16 protein-coding genes and 1 tRNA gene are annotated in these 16797 nt (G+C 32.4%); 12 read left to right on the top strand and 5 right to left on the bottom strand.

The window, feature by feature from the left end; translation table 11 throughout:
- The first annotated feature begins 3 nt into the window (after nt 1–3).
- Nucleotides 4–1113, top strand: coding sequence for a CapA family protein (locus tag DWX29_RS09900; protein WP_158574532.1), 1110 nt, complete (start codon nt 4–6; stop codon nt 1111–1113).
- Here the strand turns inward: DWX29_RS09900 and DWX29_RS09895 are convergent.
- Nucleotides 1110–1958 (bottom strand): ATP-grasp domain-containing protein, encoded by an 849-nt coding sequence (locus DWX29_RS09895; RefSeq protein ID WP_022088761.1) that lies wholly within the window; start codon nt 1956–1958, stop codon nt 1110–1112. The two genes, DWX29_RS09900 and DWX29_RS09895, sit on opposite strands and share 4 nt — an antisense overlap.
- 28 nt (nt 1959–1986) lie before the next feature.
- A complete protein-coding gene (locus DWX29_RS09890; protein WP_117910538.1) occupies nt 1987–2865 on the bottom strand; it encodes a RimK family alpha-L-glutamate ligase in 879 nt (292 codons plus the stop codon).
- Nucleotides 2866–3245: 380 nt separating this feature from the next.
- Here DWX29_RS09890 and DWX29_RS09885 point away from each other — a divergent pair, with 380 nt between their 5' ends.
- Complete coding sequence (locus DWX29_RS09885; RefSeq protein WP_022088763.1) at nt 3246–3974, top strand: hypothetical protein; 729 nt, start codon at nt 3246–3248, stop codon at nt 3972–3974.
- Between the two features lie 52 nt (nt 3975–4026).
- Here DWX29_RS09885 and thrH read toward each other — a convergent pair whose 3' ends face one another.
- Complete coding sequence (gene thrH / locus DWX29_RS09880) at nt 4027–4626, bottom strand: bifunctional phosphoserine phosphatase/homoserine phosphotransferase ThrH (protein ID WP_118565787.1); 600 nt, start codon at nt 4624–4626, stop codon at nt 4027–4029.
- 941 nt (nt 4627–5567) lie between these two features.
- Nucleotides 5568–5640: transfer RNA gene (locus tag DWX29_RS09875), tRNA-Lys, on the bottom strand.
- 156 nt (nt 5641–5796) lie between these two features.
- Between DWX29_RS09875 and DWX29_RS09870 the strand changes: the two genes are divergently transcribed.
- A complete protein-coding gene (locus DWX29_RS09870; protein ID WP_022088765.1) occupies nt 5797–7044 on the top strand; it encodes an AI-2E family transporter in 1248 nt (415 codons plus the stop codon).
- Between the two features lie 127 nt (nt 7045–7171).
- On the opposite strand, the gene trmB is transcribed toward DWX29_RS09870, so the two are convergent.
- Nucleotides 7172–7810: a tRNA (guanosine(46)-N7)-methyltransferase TrmB gene (gene trmB / locus DWX29_RS09865; RefSeq protein ID WP_117910542.1), complete on the bottom strand. Its 639-nt coding sequence runs from the start codon at nt 7808–7810 to the stop codon at nt 7172–7174.
- 192 nt (nt 7811–8002) lie between these two features.
- On the opposite strand from trmB, the gene DWX29_RS09860 reads away from it, so the two are divergent.
- The 9 genes from DWX29_RS09860 to DWX29_RS09820 are packed head-to-tail and all read left to right on the top strand — an operon-like array spanning nt 8003 to nt 16545.
- The gene (locus tag DWX29_RS09860; RefSeq protein ID WP_022088767.1) at nt 8003–8326 is read left to right on the top strand and encodes a hypothetical protein; all 324 of its coding nucleotides are present in this window, start codon (nt 8003–8005) and stop codon (nt 8324–8326) included.
- Between the two features lie 4 nt (nt 8327–8330).
- Nucleotides 8331–9383, top strand: coding sequence for a V-type ATPase subunit (locus tag DWX29_RS09855; protein ID WP_022088768.1), 1053 nt, complete (start codon nt 8331–8333; stop codon nt 9381–9383).
- The gene (locus DWX29_RS09850) at nt 9383–11317 is read left to right on the top strand and encodes a V-type ATPase 116kDa subunit family protein (RefSeq protein ID WP_118565765.1); all 1935 of its coding nucleotides are present in this window, start codon (nt 9383–9385) and stop codon (nt 11315–11317) included. Before DWX29_RS09855 ends, DWX29_RS09850 begins: the two co-directional genes overlap by 1 nt.
- A gap of 12 nt (nt 11318–11329) precedes the next feature.
- Complete coding sequence (locus DWX29_RS09845; protein ID WP_022088770.1) at nt 11330–11755, top strand: ATP synthase subunit C; 426 nt, start codon at nt 11330–11332, stop codon at nt 11753–11755.
- Nucleotides 11756–11797: 42 nt separating this feature from the next.
- Nucleotides 11798–12106, top strand: coding sequence for a V-type ATP synthase subunit F (locus DWX29_RS09840; protein ID WP_022088771.1), 309 nt, complete (start codon nt 11798–11800; stop codon nt 12104–12106).
- A gap of 16 nt (nt 12107–12122) precedes the next feature.
- Nucleotides 12123–12695, top strand: coding sequence for a V-type ATP synthase subunit E (locus tag DWX29_RS09835; RefSeq protein ID WP_022088772.1), 573 nt, complete (start codon nt 12123–12125; stop codon nt 12693–12695).
- An 11-nt stretch (nt 12696–12706) separates the two neighbouring features.
- Nucleotides 12707–14473, top strand: coding sequence for a V-type ATP synthase subunit A (locus DWX29_RS09830; protein ID WP_022088773.1), 1767 nt, complete (start codon nt 12707–12709; stop codon nt 14471–14473).
- Nucleotides 14474–14485: 12 nt separating this feature from the next.
- The gene (locus DWX29_RS09825; RefSeq protein WP_022088774.1) at nt 14486–15901 is read left to right on the top strand and encodes a V-type ATP synthase subunit B; all 1416 of its coding nucleotides are present in this window, start codon (nt 14486–14488) and stop codon (nt 15899–15901) included.
- 23 nt (nt 15902–15924) lie between these two features.
- Entirely contained in the window at nt 15925–16545 is a 621-nt protein-coding gene (locus DWX29_RS09820) for a V-type ATP synthase subunit D (RefSeq protein ID WP_022088775.1), read from the top strand.
- Nucleotides 16546–16797: the final 252 nt, after the last annotated feature.

The raw sequence follows: 16797 nt of genomic DNA, 5'->3' as shown, positions 1-16797 counted from the left end.
TTTATGAATAAAAAGCAATTTATTTTAAGTGGTGCACTTTCAATATTAATTATTGTTGCAGTAATATCTGGCACTGTAAAATTACTGGAACCTAAGCATACAGAACCTGCTTATAGCACTGATGTTTCCAATGAACCTTCTAATAATTTAGCCGAATCTACTACTGAAGAGCCAACAACAACCAATACTTTTACAATTGATTTAAGTTTTATTGGAGATTGTCTTTGCGCAACAGATGAAAATACATATTATGCAAATTGTTTTAATGACGTTGCTGATGAAAAGAAGCCTAAATATTTTCTTTCTAAAGTCAGTAACATTTTCCTTAATGACGATTTTACAATGGCTGATTGCGAAAATGTTTATTCAGATAGCAAGAATTTAAAAGTACGTGATAAGGGACAATATGCTGACCCCGGAATGAGAGCTTTTTGGTTTAAATCTGCTGCAAAAAATGCCGCAATTCTTTCTGCCGGCGGAATTGACGGTGTTTCGATTTCAAATAATCACATTAATGACTATGGCGAGCAGGGACATTCTGATACTAAGGCCGCACTTGATGCAGCCAATGTAAAATGGGGCGAAGAAGGCTCTAATATTTATTTTTCAAAAAATGGATTTAATATTGCAATTCTTTGTGTATCTATGTACAACTCTTACGCTGTAGATTCAATTAAAGAACTGCTTACAGAAGCATCAGAAAATTCTGATTACCAGATTATATATTTTCACGGAGGAGAAGAAGCTATACATGTACCCGAATCATGGAAAAAACAGGCCTGCCACGATTTAATCAATGCCGGAGCTGATTTGATAATGGGCGACCATCCTCACGTGTTGCAGCCAATGGAAAAATATAAAGGAGTTACAATTATTTACTCTCTTGGTAATTTTATTTTCGGTGGTAACAGGCATCCTGAAAACAGGACAATTATTTACACACATAAGCTTACAATAACCGATGGAGTTTTATCTAATCAGTCCGGTAAAATTATTCCCTGTTATGTATACACAGGCGACACAAATAACTGGCAGCCTGACATTATAACTAATAAGGCACAAAAGAAAAAAGTTATTAAATTTATGAAAGGAAAAGCTGATTTGCCATATTAATTTTTGGCAATGCATGACTTCTTTAATTCTTTCATCATATATTCAACCTGCATTTTTACGATATCTATATCAGATATGCTATATAACATTCTGGCACCGGCTGCATCTTCTATTTCATTAAATGCAGCCTGCCCATTGTTAAATATAAAATCTATTGCAGCAAAATCCATTGGTAACATTTGTGTAATTGTGTCTACATATTTTCTTTCAGTCTCATTTAAATCATATAAAGAAACATTTCCGCCCAGGCTATAATTACTTTTAAAGCTTTTTTCTGAGGTTCTTAAAACTGCTGCCACCACTTTATTCCCTATTATATATACTCTTACATCTTTTCCTAAATCTGTACAGCATTGTTGTTTTACAAATTTATCATTTTCAATTTTTTTAATTGCAATCTCTTCATCGTCATTTGAATTAATCATAAATACCTGACTTCCACCATGACCACTACAACTTTTTAACACATAAGGATATGAAATCAAATTGTTATTAACATTTACACCACTTATTAACATTAGTTTTTCATATTCCGTTGGCATAAATGGTACTTTTCCCTTTAGAAATTTATATGTTAAGCCTTTATTGTTTGCAATTCTTGTTACTTCAGACGAATTGAATACCCTGATTCCGATTTTTTCATACTCTTTTGAAATTATATAATCCCTGCTTCTGTTTATTACAAAATCAGGTTTTCCTAACTCCATTTTATGTTCTTTATAAATTTTATCTGTCAGTACTAGTTTTATATCTACACCAAAATCTGCAAAGGCTTCTTTATGCATTTCAACATACATTTTATTTTTCTGTGCATCGTTTTTTTCATAAATCATGTAACCTGTCATAATTAACAACTCCAAACCAGACTTTGTATTATAATTTGCACTTATCTATAACATATTCAATAATTGCATCAGCAACATTTATGCCTGTGCAATCACATATATTCTTAAAGTGTGCATTGGAATTCACTTCGCAAAAAATCGGTTCATCATTTTCTCCAAACATCAAATCAACTCCTGCAAAATCTAATCCTAGTGCCCTGCACACGTTTAATGCCATATCCTGTTGTTTTTGTGTTGGATTATACTGTTCCATTTTTCCACCATTGGTTATATTCGCTCTAAAGTCATCCTCGTTTAAACGCTTCATTGTCGCGACTACTTTATTTCCAACTACATTTAATCTCAAATCCTTACCTACTGAACTTTTTACAAATTCCTGCATTATGAATTCATTTCCATCTATTTTTTTTATTGTATCTATGGCTTCCTGATGATTGTTAACTTTATACACCTGTGCTCCAAACGAGCCTTTATTTGCTTTTATTATGAACGGAAATCCTAGGCTTCCTTCAACCTGCATTAAAAATGCATAATCTGAATATTCTTTTTCAAATGTCATTGGTGACATGAATGTTTTTGGCATCTTTATCTCTTCATTTTTTAAAGCAATAAATGTTAATGCTTTATCGTCGCAAACCTCAATTGCCCTTGCATTATTGAATACTTTTAATCCTGTTTTTTCCAATAATCTTGCTAATTTGTAATCCTTATCCCAAAATATTACAAAATCCGGCTTGTTATTCCAATCTACTTTCCCACTTTCTATTCCAAGAATTGATAGCAACCTGTCATTAGTCATTATTTTCAATTCACAATTCTGTTTTTTTGCTGCAATTACAAGCCATTGGTATATTTCATTAAATTTATCACTATTTAAATATCCGTTAACTACAAGCCATCCCTTCATTTTGTCCACCACCTCTTAATTATAATTTTGTACTATTATGCCTTTTTTTCTTATAAACGTAAAGAACGGTTAGGGCCCCCTTGCCTTAACCGTTCCGGACTGAAAAATATGTTAGTATACTTATGAACCCTAGGAGTGGTTCTATTTTACGATTCTTCGTAAAATCAAGTATTAGGTACTACGTGTTAAATTATATCAAATTTCTAAAATATATAAAGTATATTTTCAATGTTTTTATTGATATTTATTAATATTTTTCTTTTATTAAGCGATTTTATGTATATTTTTGTAAATAATCATATGAGATATTAATTTTCTATTGTGATTTTTTAATTTATTTACTATTATTAAAATAGATTTTTTTACTTAAGGAGGGTTTTATGTCCGATAATAATAACAACGATAATAAATATTCAGATGTTTCATCTGACAATATTTCAACAAACAATTCTAACAATAACACTTCTTCTAACAAGCATATTGCTGAAATTATTACTATTGCACTTTTAGCTATAGTTTTAATTTTCTTTGTTGTTCAATGTTCCCGAAATAAAAACGAGTCATCATCAACTTCAGGAACAATCGCTGCAAGTTCAAGTTACTCCGGCACTACTGTTCCACCTGTTGTTGTTCAGAATGAAAGCGGTGACCAGACAGAAATTGCGGATTCAGAAATTAATTTTAGAAACATTAGTTTTGCATCATCCATGGATGAAATCAAAGCATTAGAGAGTAAGTCCGATGATACTTTAGATAATCCAGATGATTCATCATCAGTTGATGGATATACTTATCTTACATATTCATTTAATGGTAAAAATGACCCTACAGCATTCGGAACTGTAGCTAATGTTTCCGACGCTTCCGCATCTTTAGTTTATGTATTTAAAGATAACAAACTTATAGAAGTTCGCTGGCAATATGGAAAGTTAGATGCTTCAGCTTATGATTCAATTATCGCTGATGCTTCTTCCCAATTTGGTCCTGCTACTTACAGCAGAGAATATTCAAATGGATACAAAGAATCCTGGTGGAGAACTAAAGATGTATTAATTTCATTTTTGTATCAGGACTCAGGAATTTCAATTTATTATAAATCTTTTAACTAAATATTATATAGACAAACAAAAACCACATCAAATTGATGTGGTTTTTGTTTGTCTATAATGCCTTCTTAATTGCATCCATTAATTCATCATATGTTTCAAATGCAGGAAGTTCAGGATATTCTTTCTTTATTTCCTCTGTACTTCTAAATAAAAATCCCGCTTTACTTGCTTTAATCATTCCAAGGTCGTTGTGACTATCACCGCTGGCAATTGTCTGATATCCGATTGACTGTAACGCTTTAACTGTTGTAAGTTTTGAATTTTCAATTCTCATCTTAAATCCTGTGATTTCACCATCTTCAGCAACTTCTAATGAATTACAGAAAATTGTAGGATATCCTAATTTTTTCATTAAAGGACCTGCAAACTGTGTAAATGTATCACTTATAATAATTACCTGAGTCATTGCTCTAAGTTCATCTAAAAATTCCTTAGCACCTGGCATAGGATCAATCTTTGCAATTGTATCCTGTATTTCTTTAAGACCTAATCCATGTTCTTTAAGAATGTTAATTCTATATTTCATAAGTTTATCGTAATCAGGCTCATCTCTTGTTGTTCTCTTAAGTTCAGGAATTCCTGTCTCCTCTGCAAATGCAATCCATATTTCAGGAACTAAAACTCCCTCTAAATCCAAACAAACAATGTTCATATCCATAATTTTATCCTCCAATTATTTTACTCAATTTTTTATTATAACAAATTCAACTTCAATTGTACATTTTGAAGTTATTTTTTTATTTAAACCCTCCCATAACTTAATTGACATGCCATTTTTGCAGTATTATCATATAAATTTATTTAAATATTATATATTTTAATATACATATAAATTTATGAAACGTATAAAAATAGTGTTTTAGGAAGTGATTTTTACCCTTATGGCAGAAAAAAACTTACAAACTACCTTAAATTAAAGTATCTCTGCTCTAGAACAGGAACGTCAATTTTTAGAAGTTCTTTGCAGAGACTATACTTCTGTGTATTACGCTGATTTATTAAATACGGATACGGATTAGGACTTTCTATTGGTAAGGAATTAGTTAATCTAATGAATGGAAGTATTGATGTCAGAATGAATGATTATATGTCTAAACCGATTGCTATCAATAAATTGCTGGGTATTCTTGCTAAGTATGGGAGAATCTGATGCGGCATTCGCTTCTTTTCTAACGCAATGAGTCCACATACAGTTCCATTCCGCTTCGCTACATCTCACTGATGCGGCATTCGTCTCTTCTTAATCGCAATGAGTCCACATACAGTTCCATTCCGCTTCGCTACATCTCACTGATGCGGCATTCGTCTCTTCTTAATCGCAATGAGTCCACATACAGTTCCATTCCGCTTCGCTACATCTCACTGATGCGGCATTCGTCTCTTCTTAATCGCAATGAGTCCACATACAGTTCCATTCCGCTTCGCTATATCTCACTGATGCGGCATTCGCCGCATCACCAAAAAAGGAACAGGTTCTTTCTGAAAGCAAGCTTTCTCTAGAACCTGTTCCTTTTTTGGTGTATGTGGACTCATTGCTTACGCACAAAAAAAGCACCATCCCCGTAGTTGCACTACAGAAACGGTACCCGCAAATGCGCGATCAGGGGCTCGAACCCTGGACACCCTGATTAAGAGTCAGGTGCTCTTCCAACTGAGCTAATCGCGCTTAGTATTTTTGACAACGATGATATTATAATTCATGATTATACAAAAATCAACCCCTTTTTTTTATTTTTTTATTATTATCTTCTTGTATTGATTATTTGTTACTGTTATACTTCAATTAATTGTTATTTTCAGTTTAAATATATGGAGGTTTCCTATGAATCAAAATAAATTTCAACCCGACAAAAAATTATTTACCCTATGCATCTATGCTCTTATTACTACAGTTGTAGCAGTATTTTTTATAAGATGTATTTGGAACTGGTCAGAAACTAAAAGTCTTCTTTTGGGTCTTTTATCCAGCCTCTCTCCATTTTTACTTGGTTTCTTTATTGCATACATAATGGGTAACCTTTCATCAAAGTTGGAGAATCGTTTTTTTACAAACACAATTCATATATCTAATGTTAAGGTACGTAAAATGGTTGCTTTAATATCCTCATACGTTATTGTTTTTGGTATGTTGATTTTAGCACTATTCTTTATTATACCTTCATTTATACAAAGTATTTCTGATATTGCTGGAAATATTTCTACAATATATCAGAATTTTATTAATTATATAGAAGAAATAAGTTCGAAATATCCTAACTCAACTGTCGAATATGTTCAGGCTGCAATTCAGGATGCCATGCCTAGCTACTTAGAAACATTTAAATCATGGGCTGCCAATTTAGCTCCTTCAATTGCCAATGCTTCCATTTCAATTGTTAGATGGGTATTAAATTTTATTGTTGCAATTATTGTTTCTATTTATATGTTACTTGATAAGGATATTCTTTCAAGAAGCTTTAAACGTATTGTTTATTCAATTTTTAGAAAAGAACGTGCAATCTATGTATGGAGCACTTTTAAGCATGCAAATGACATTTTCAGTGGATTTATTATTGGTAAAACTATTGATTCATTAATCATTGGTATAATATGCCTTTTAGGTATGAAGTTGTTTAATATTGGTTCATCATATGCAGTTATTGTTAGTATATTTGTTGGTCTTACAAATATGATTCCATATTTTGGTCCATTTATTGGTGCTATACCTAGCATTTTAGTGATATCCTTATCAGTGTCACCTAAGCAGGGACTCGCTTTCTTAATTTTTGTTATAATTTTACAACAGTTTGACGGAAATATTCTTGGTCCAAAGATTTTAGGTGACAAAACTGGTCTTCGCCCTATTTGGATTATTTTTGCAATTACAGTCGGAGGATGGATTGGTGGAATTGTCGGAATGTTTTTAGGCGTTCCTTGTGTTGCTGTTATTTCAAGCATTCTTGACGATATTGTTGAGCACAACTTAGAAAAGCAAAATGTTAATCTTCCTAAAATAAAGCATGAATCTAATTCAAAGAGTTTTACTGATTATTTAAAAATTATTTCGGACTTTATGAAGGTAAAAAAATAAGCATTTAATAACTTTTTAAATATTAAATCTTTAGCAAACTAATTTAAAAAGCTAAGCATTTTATAATGTATTTATACATAATCTAATTTTATTAAATACATTATTGACGCTTAGCTTTTTATTTTTATTATCTGTTTGCAATTAATTTATTAATATTATTACCCATTTTTGAAAATCTTTCTTCATACTCGGTCATAATATTCCCTTCATTCATTTTTTCATTGTTGTGTAAATCTCTTGTATATTCCACTATATTCCATCCTGCTTCAGGAATCTGTTCCAATGAAAAATCAAACAAATCATTATTATCTGTCTTAAATTCAACTACTCCATCTTTTTTTAATATATTGTCATATCTTTTGAAAAATTCTTTTGATGTAAGTCTTCTTTTTGCATGTCTGTCTTTTGGCCATGGATCGGAAAAATTTAAGTAAATTTTATCAATTTCTTCCTTATTAAATGTGTCTTCGATTTTTTCAGCATCCATTCTTATAAATTTTAAATTTGTAAGTTCTAATTCTTCCATTTTTTCTATTGCACGAATTAAAACACTTGAGAACTTTTCTATTCCAATGTAATTAATATCTGGATTCTGCTGCGCTAATGTTGTAATGAATTTACCTTTTCCCATTCCTATTTCAATTCTTATAGGATTATCATTTCCAAAAATTTCTTTCCATTTTCCTTTATTTAATTCTGGTTCATTAATTGTATATTCACTTTCTGCAATTGCTTCTCGTGAACCCGGTACATTTCTTAATCGCATTTTATCCTCCGAAAATTTAATTTTATAATTTACTTTTTCACTTAACTTATAATATTTTATAATAAAATGTTTATAAAATAAATAAACATTTTTCTTTTCTTAAGAATTTTTCTTTTTGTTGCATTTTATTTAAAAAGTGGTAGTCTATTTATGAGACTTTTATACATACTAATTAAACAAAGGAGGCTGCATATGGTAAATGATATTAATTCAATCATATCGGATTTAACTAAAATCGACAAAGCTTCTTCTCAGATTATGGAGAGCACCCGTAAGGAAAAAGAAGCTTACGCAAGCATGATTAAGCAAAAGACTAAAGAATTCGATGAACAACTTTCCAGCAGCATCGACAAGCAGGTAAACCAATTAAAAGAATCTTTACTTGTTGAAAATGAGCACGCTATTGATGACTTCAAGAAGGAAACAGAAGCCTCATTAAAAACTTTAGATTCTATGTACACTGCTAACAAAGATTTATGGATTGAGTCCATATTTAACCATATTGTAAAGGAGTGATTCTATGACAGGTGGAAATTTATTAGCTTACAGTGCTTTGACAACTAAAATCAAAGCCATGCATAGTAAATTACTAACAAACGAACAATACGAAGAACTTGCTCACTTTACTACTGTGGCAGATGCATTTGCATATCTGCAAAAGCTTCCTTATTATGAAGAACTTTTTGCAGATATTGACCCTTCTACAATTCACCGTGGACAGATTGAATGGTTACTTAATTTTTCAACATATTCTGATTTTTCTAAGATTTATTGTTTTGCTCAGAAAAGGCAGCGTAAATATCTCAATCTTTATTTTATGAGATATGAAATTCAGACGCTTAAAAGATATATGAGGGCAATGCTTGATCCTAGACAATCTACTTCTATTTCTGTAATCGAGAATGATTTTGAGAAGCATTCAAAGATTGACACTCAGAAGCTTTCCCAGACTACAACTATGGAAGAATTTATAAATTGTTTAAAGGGTACTATTTATTATGCACCACTTCTTAAGGTCAGCACTTTAGATAACGCTGCACTATTTGACTATGAAATGGGATTGGATTTATTCTATTTTGCTTCTATATGGAAAGCAAAAGATTCCTATTCTAAAAAAGAATGTGCATATATTACCGAATCATACGGTTCACGTATTGATCTTCTGAATATGTTATGGATTTACAGATGCAAATCTTACTATTCAGTTTCATCAGCTTCAATTTATACTTTTTTAATTCCTGTAAATTATAAATTAAAAAAATCAGAAATAAAAAATATAGTTGAAGCACCAACTATTGAGGATACTATTTCTTTAATATCAAAAACCAGATATGGAAAACACTTTGATTTCACAAGCAAAATGCCTTTTGAAGAGCAGTGTAATCATATTATGGATGAAATAATTTTTAAAGATTTTAAAGAATCTCCTTATTCATTAGCTGCAATAAACGGATATTTTCATATGAAAAACTCTGAATCAGCTAAAATCATTACTGCTCTTGAATGTATTCGTTATCAATACAGTCCGGAGAAGACATTACAATATATAAATGGAAAGGGGAGTGGTATCTAGTGATTGTACAAATGAGTTTTGTAACTCTTGCCGGACCTAAATCAGATATCGACAGAGTTATTGATACGTATTTATCAAAATACGAGATACAACTTGAAAATGCATTAGTAGAACTTAACTCATCAGGAAATTTACTTCCATACGTTGAAGCTAATCCATACAAAGATATTTTAGATAAGAGTCACGCTTTACTTGAATTAATGGATGAAAGCATTGCTAATTCTCCATTAACCGATATGAGTGTTGAAGAAGCTACTAATGTAATAAATAACATCGATGACCAAATCAAAGATTTAAAAGAAGAAATTAATACTCTCAATATAAGAAAAGATAAATTAAATGAAGATTATGATTGTATTTCTCCTTTTAAAAATTTAGAGTACGACTTAAAACAGGTTTTGGGAATGAATTACATCAAATACCGTTTTGGTCGTGTTCCTAGAGATATGTGGGACAGTTTCCAAACATTTATTAATCCTGATCTTGACGCTGTTTTTATTGATTGTCTTGTTGACAATGATTTTATATGGGGTGTTTATTTTGCTCCTGAAATATCAATAAAAAAAGTTGATGAATCATTTGAAGCTTTACATTTTGAACAGGTTAAAATTCCTGATAATTATTCAGGTACTCCTGCTCAGGCATGTATGAATATTGCAAAGTCAATTTCAGAAATTGATGAAAAAATAAGAACTGTAGAAAGTAGAATTTCAACTTTAGTTCAGGTAAATAAATCTCATGTTTTATCTGCCTGCAACAGAATAGAAATTGCATATGGAAATTTTGATGTAAGAAAACTTGCAGCATGTACACGTGATTCTAACATAGTTTTCCATATTCTTTGTGGATGGATGGCAACAAAGGATGCTCTTTCACTTCAGGCCGAGACAGAAAATGATCCTAATGTTGTTTGTATGATTGATAATAAAACTGATGAATCAAAGGTTCCACCTACAAAATTAAAAAATCCTAAATTTGCAAAACCATTTGAAATGTACGTTAAAATGTACGGTTTACCAAAATACGGCGAATTTGATCCTACTATTTTTGTAGCAATAACTTATTCACTTCTTTTTGGTGCAATGTTTGGTGATTTAGGACAGGGATTATGCATATTTGCCATAGGCTTAATTGTATACCTGATAAAGAAGATTCCTTTAGCCGCTATTTTATCAGCAGCAGGATTTACTTCCGCCATATTTGGATTATTATACGGAAGTGTATTTGGATTTGAGGGTGTAATTCCTCAAATATGGGTTAACCCAAGAACAAGTAAAATGAATTTGCCTATAGTTGGTTCATTTAACACAGTTTTTGTAGCTGCCATATTATTTGGTGTATTCTTAATACTCATAACAATGATTATTAATATGGTAAATGCTTTCAAAAATAAAAAATATGCAGATTTACTTATAGGACCTAACGGTCTTACAGGTCTTATATTTTATGCATCGTTAATGGCTGTAGTTATTTTATACATGTCAGGACATTCTCTTCCAGGAACTATCGTTCTTGTAATAATGTTCGTCATTCCATTAATTCTAATTGCATTAAAGACACCTATAGTAAATCTTGTACAAAAGAACAAAAAGTTATTTCCTGAATCAGCAGCAATGTATTTTGTTGAAGGATTCTTTGAACTTTTTGAGATGTTGTTAAACTATTTTTCAAATACATTATCATTCCTTCGTGTCGGTGCGTTTGCAATCAGCCACGGTGCCATGATGGAAGTAGTTTTAACATTAGCAGGAGCTACAGACGGAGGTTCACCAAATATCTTAGTTTTAATTCTTGGTAACATTTTCGTATGTGGTATGGAAGGCCTTGTTGTAGCAATTCAGGGATTGCGTCTTGAATACTATGAATTATTTGGCCGTTTTTATTCAGGTTCCGGTAAGGAATTTAAACCTTATTCAAAAAATATTAAACACTAGGAGGACAAAAATATGTTATTAAAAGTCACATTATTTATCGCATTAACTTTATCAATTATCGTACCTATGGTAGCTTACTTTGTTGGTGAAAAGAGCAGAGGCCGCTTTAAAAAATCATTAGCAATAAACGTTGTTGGATTTTTCGGTTTATTAGTTTTATCAACTGTTGTTATGTTTGCTCAGACAGCAAGTGCTGCTGAAACAACTACTGCCGGCTTATCATTAGGTTCAGGTCTTGGATACATCGCAGCTGCATTAGCAGTTGGTAGCTCAGGTATTGGTGGTGGTATCGCAGTAGCAAGTGCATCAAGTGCTGCTCTTGGAGCAATTAGTGAAGATGGAAGCGTATTTGGTAAAGCACTTATCTTTGCAGGTCTTGCAGAAGGTATTGCTCTTTACGGATTAATTATCGCATTCATGATTTTAGGTGCATTATAAATCATACAACTTTAACACTTACACAGATAGGAGGAACAAATTATGAGAATGTTTCTCATTAGTGATAACGTGGACACTCTTACAGGAATGCGTCTTGCAGGAATTGATGGAGTTGTTGTTCACGAAAAGCAGGAAATTAAGCAGGCTTTAGACGAAGTTCTTTCTCAAAAAGATATTGGAATTATCTTAATGACAGAAAAGCTTGGAAAAGAAATTCCTGAGATTGTTGATGATATTAAATTAAACCGTACGTTTCCTTTGTTGCTGGAAATTCCTGACCGCCACGGTTCAGGCCGTCGTCCGGATTTCATTACAGCATATATTAATGAAGCTATCGGAATAAAAATATAGAAAGTGTGGGCTTAGCATGACAATAGAAGAAAAAATGGAACATTTTAAAAATGTCTCCCTGGATAATGCATCCGCTAAAAGTAATGATATACTAACAGCTTACAAACAGTCTCTTGATGAACAGTTTGAAAAACATAAAGAAACAGCACTTTTAGAATCTAAGTCCGTTGAAAGCGCAAAACTAAATGCGGTGAGACTTGAAGTTAAAAGAGAACTTTCAAAAGTTCAGGCTGAAGTTCGTAGAACTGTTACATTACACCAAAACAAGCTGAAATCTCAAATTTTTTCAGCAGTTGTTGAAAAATTGAACGCTTATAAGAAAACAGAAGAATATAAAAAGGAACTTATATCACAAATCAACAAAATATCTTCAGATTTTAATGATACTACAGTAGAATTTTATATTGATTCAAGTGACGAATCTTTATTATCTGATTTACAAAGTCATACAGGTGCCGATATTAAAATAAGCACTGTTCCTTTTATTGGTGGTTGTAAAGCTATTATTTCAGATAAAAATATGTTAGTTGACAATTCTTTTAAAACAAAGCTTGCTGAGGAGCAGGAAAAGTTTACGATTTCAATTTAGGAGGCAGCCAGATGGTAAAAACAGGAAAGATATACGGTATTAACGGTCCTGTAGTTTATATAAAAGGAAAGACCGATTTTCAGATGGGTGAAATGGTTTACGTAAGCGAAGAAAAACTTGTTGGCGAAATCATTGGTCTTACATCTGAAATGACTACCGTTCAGGTATACGAAGAAACTAGTGGTCTTAAACCGGGCGAATTAGTTTATGGAACTGGAACTGCAATCTTTGTTACTCTTGCACCAGGAATCTTAAACAATATTTTTGATGGTATTGAAAGACCTTTAAGTAAAATCAGAGAAAAATCAGGCGCATTCATCAGCCGTGGTGTTAGTGTTGATTCTCTTGATACAACAAAAAAATGGGATGTTCACGTTACAATTAAACCGGGTGATTATGTATCCGGTGGTACAGTTATAGCAGAAGTTCAGGAAACAAAAGCCATTTTACATAAATCAATGGTACCCCCTTATATTTCTGGAACAGTTATTAGCGTTGTAGATGATGGTCCTTATACAATAAACGAAACTATAGCAGTAATAAAGAAAGACAATGGTGAAGAATTAGAATTGACTCTTACTCAGAAATGGCCAATTCGTACACCTCGTCCTATTAATAAACGTTATCCTGCCAGCCAGCCACTTGTAACAGGTCAGAGAATTCTTGATACTCTCTTCCCTATTGCCAAAGGTGGTACAGCCGCTATTCCAGGTGGTTTTGGTACAGGAAAAACAATGACTCAGCATCAGATTGCAAAATGGGCAAATGCCGACATTATTATTTACATCGGATGTGGTGAACGTGGAAACGAAATGACACAGGTTCTTGATGAATTCTCAGAATTAGTAGATCCTCGTTCAGGAAATCCATTGATGGACAGAACAACATTAATTGCAAATACATCTAACATGCCTGTTGCTGCCAGAGAAGCTAGTATTTACACTGGTTTAACTCTTGCTGAATACTACAGAGATATGGGTTACGATGTTGCTATAATGGCCGATTCTACATCTAGATGGGCTGAAGCCTTAAGAGAACTTTCAGGCCGTTTGGAAGAAATGCCTGCAGAAGAAGGTTTCCCTGCATATCTTGCAAGCCGACTTTCAGCATTCTATGAAAGAGCGGGTTATATGGAAAACCTTAACGGAACAGAAGGTTCTGTTTCAATTATTGGAGCTGTTTCTCCTCAGGGTGGTGACTTCTCAGAACCTGTAACACAGAATACAAAACGTTTCGTTAGATGTTTCTGGGGACTTGATAAATCATTAGCTTATGCAAGGCACTTCCCTGCTATTCACTGGCTTACAAGTTATAGTGAATATGTAAATGATCTTGCAGACTGGTACAACACAAATGTAGGTCCTGATTTTGTAAACTGCAGAAACAGAATTTTAGCTATTTTAAATAAAGAAAGCGAATTGATGGAAATTGTAAAACTTATTGGTAGTGACGTACTTCCGGATGACCAAAAGCTTATTCTTGAAATAGCCAGAGTTATACGTTTAGGATTTTTACAGCAGAACGCATTCCATGCTGAAGATACATGTGTACCTCTTGAGAAGCAGTTAAAAATGATGCAACTTATCCTTTATTTGAATGATAAGGCTTTTGAGATTATTAATCTTGGAATTCCTGTATCAGTATTAAAGGAAAACAATATGTTTGAAAAAATTATTTCTATCAAATATGATGTTGCAAATAATGAACTTGAAAAATTTGATGATTATAAACATGAAATTGATGATTACTATGCATCAATCATGGCTAGACATGCATAAGGAGGTACCAAAATGGCAATAGAATATTTAGGTTTAAGCGAAATTAATGGTCCTCTTATTGCACTTGAAGGTGTAAAAGATGCGGCTTACGATGAAATAGTAGAATTTTCAATGAATGACGGTGCCGAGAAACGTCTCGGTCGTATTATTGAAATTTACAAAGATAAAGCAGTTATACAGGTATTTGAAGGTTCAGAAGGAATGTCCCTTTCAAATACACATACAAAATTAACAGGACACCCTATGGAAATAGCCTTATCACCTGATATTTTAGGAAGAACTTTCAACGGAATTGGCCAGCCTATTGATGGTCTTGGTCCAATCGTTGCTGAAGAAAAGAGAGATGTAAACGGAAAACCACTTAATCCGGTTTCCCGTGAATATCCAAGAAACTATATTAGAACAGGTATTTCAGCTATTGACGGTTTAACAACATTGATTAGAGGACAGAAACTTCCTATATTCTCCGGAAATGGTTTACCTCATGATCAGTTAGCTGCACAGATTGTTAATCAGTCATCTCTTGGTGATGATGTTGATGAAGAATTTGCAGTTGTCTTTGCTGCAATGGGTGTAAAACACGATGTTGCTGAATTTTTCCAGAAAACATTTGAAGAAAGCGGAGCTTCTGAACACGTTGTAATGTTCTTAAATTTGGCAAATGACCCTGTTGTAGAACGTTTGATAACCCCAAAGGTTGCTTTAACTGTTGCAGAATATCTTGCATACGAAAAAAATATGCATATCTTAGTTGTTTTAACTGATATGACATCATTTGCAGAAGCTATGCGTGAAGTTTCATCTTCAAAGGGTGAGATTCCTTCAAGAAAAGGTTATCCCGGATACTTATACAGTGAACTCGCAACTATATATGAAAGGGCAGGTATTGTTGAAGGAGCAAAAGGTAGCGTAACTCAAATTCCTATTCTTACAATGCCTAACGATGACATAACACATCCTATACCTGACTTAACAGGTTACATTACAGAAGGTCAGATAGTTTTAGACCGTTCATTAAACGGACAGTCACTCTACCCTCCAATTAATGTATTACCTTCCCTTTCACGTTTGATGAAGGATGGTATCGGTAAAGGATTTACAAGAGAAGATCATCAGGATGTTGCTAACCAGTTATTCTCATCTTACGCAAAAGTTGGTGATGCCAGAGCTCTAGCATCAGTAATTGGTGAAGATGAATTATCACCTACAGATAAAAAATATCTTGAATTTGGTAAAGCTTTCGAGCAGCAATTTGTTGGTCAGGGACCAAATGTAAATAGAACTATTGAAGAAACACTAGATTTAGGTTGGAAGTTATTACATCTTCTTCCTAAGAAAGAACTTGATAGAATTGATACAAAGATTCTTGAGAAATATTACGATAGTGTATCTTTAAATGATGACGAAGAAGATTCTGATTCACTTTAATTTTTCAAACAAGGAGGTTTTTTATGGATTTAAATGCAGTACCAACCAAAGGTAACTTAATAGCCGCAAAAAATTCTCTTGCTCTTGCGAAACAGGGCTTTGAACTAATGGACAAAAAACGTAATATTCTTGTTCGTGAAATTATGGATTTAAATGCTAAAGCTAAAGACATTCAGGACGATATCGATAAAACATTTACTGAAGCTTACACAGCTTTGGAAAGAGCAAATATCGAACTTGGAATCCAAAATGTTGAAATATTTGCATTTAATGTTCCTCTTGAACATGATGTAAAAATAAAAAGTCGAAGTATCATGGGAACTGAAATTCCTCTTGTTACTAATAACGAATCTGTTCATAATCCTGTTTACTCTTTTTATGGAACTACAGAGTCTCTAGACAAGGCAAAAACTTGTTTTGAAAAAGTAAAGGATTTAACAATCAGACTTTCGATGATTGAAAATTCAGCTTACCGACTTGCTTATAATATTAAGAAAACGCAAAAAAGAGCAAATGCTCTAAAGAATATAACAATTCCAACATATGAAGGACTTGTTAAAACAATTTCTAATGCGCTTGAAGAAAAAGAGCGAGAAGAATTTACAAGGCTTAAAGTAATAAAAGCTAGAGCTGACGCAAAATAAAAATTAATATTCATACATTAACACGTGAAAATAGGATATTTTCTATTTCCACGTGTTAATTATTTATAAGTTAGTTTTCACATTTAATTAATACTTTTTTCACATTTATAAATTAGAATTTACAATATAGGACATTTTATATTTATTAAGTTTTAATGAATTTTTTGTCTTTTATATTCATTTATTTTGCTGTATACTATATTATGATATTTAGGTTAATTAAACTAATTTTCCATTTATTAAACTATTATA

This window comes from Eubacterium sp. AF19-12LB, from assembly GCF_003479125.1.
Lineage (GTDB): Bacteria > Bacillota > Clostridia > Lachnospirales > Lachnospiraceae > Eubacterium_U > Eubacterium_U album.
The sequence above is the reverse complement of the archived record's forward strand: the minus strand, read 5'-3'. Positions and strand labels throughout refer to the sequence as shown.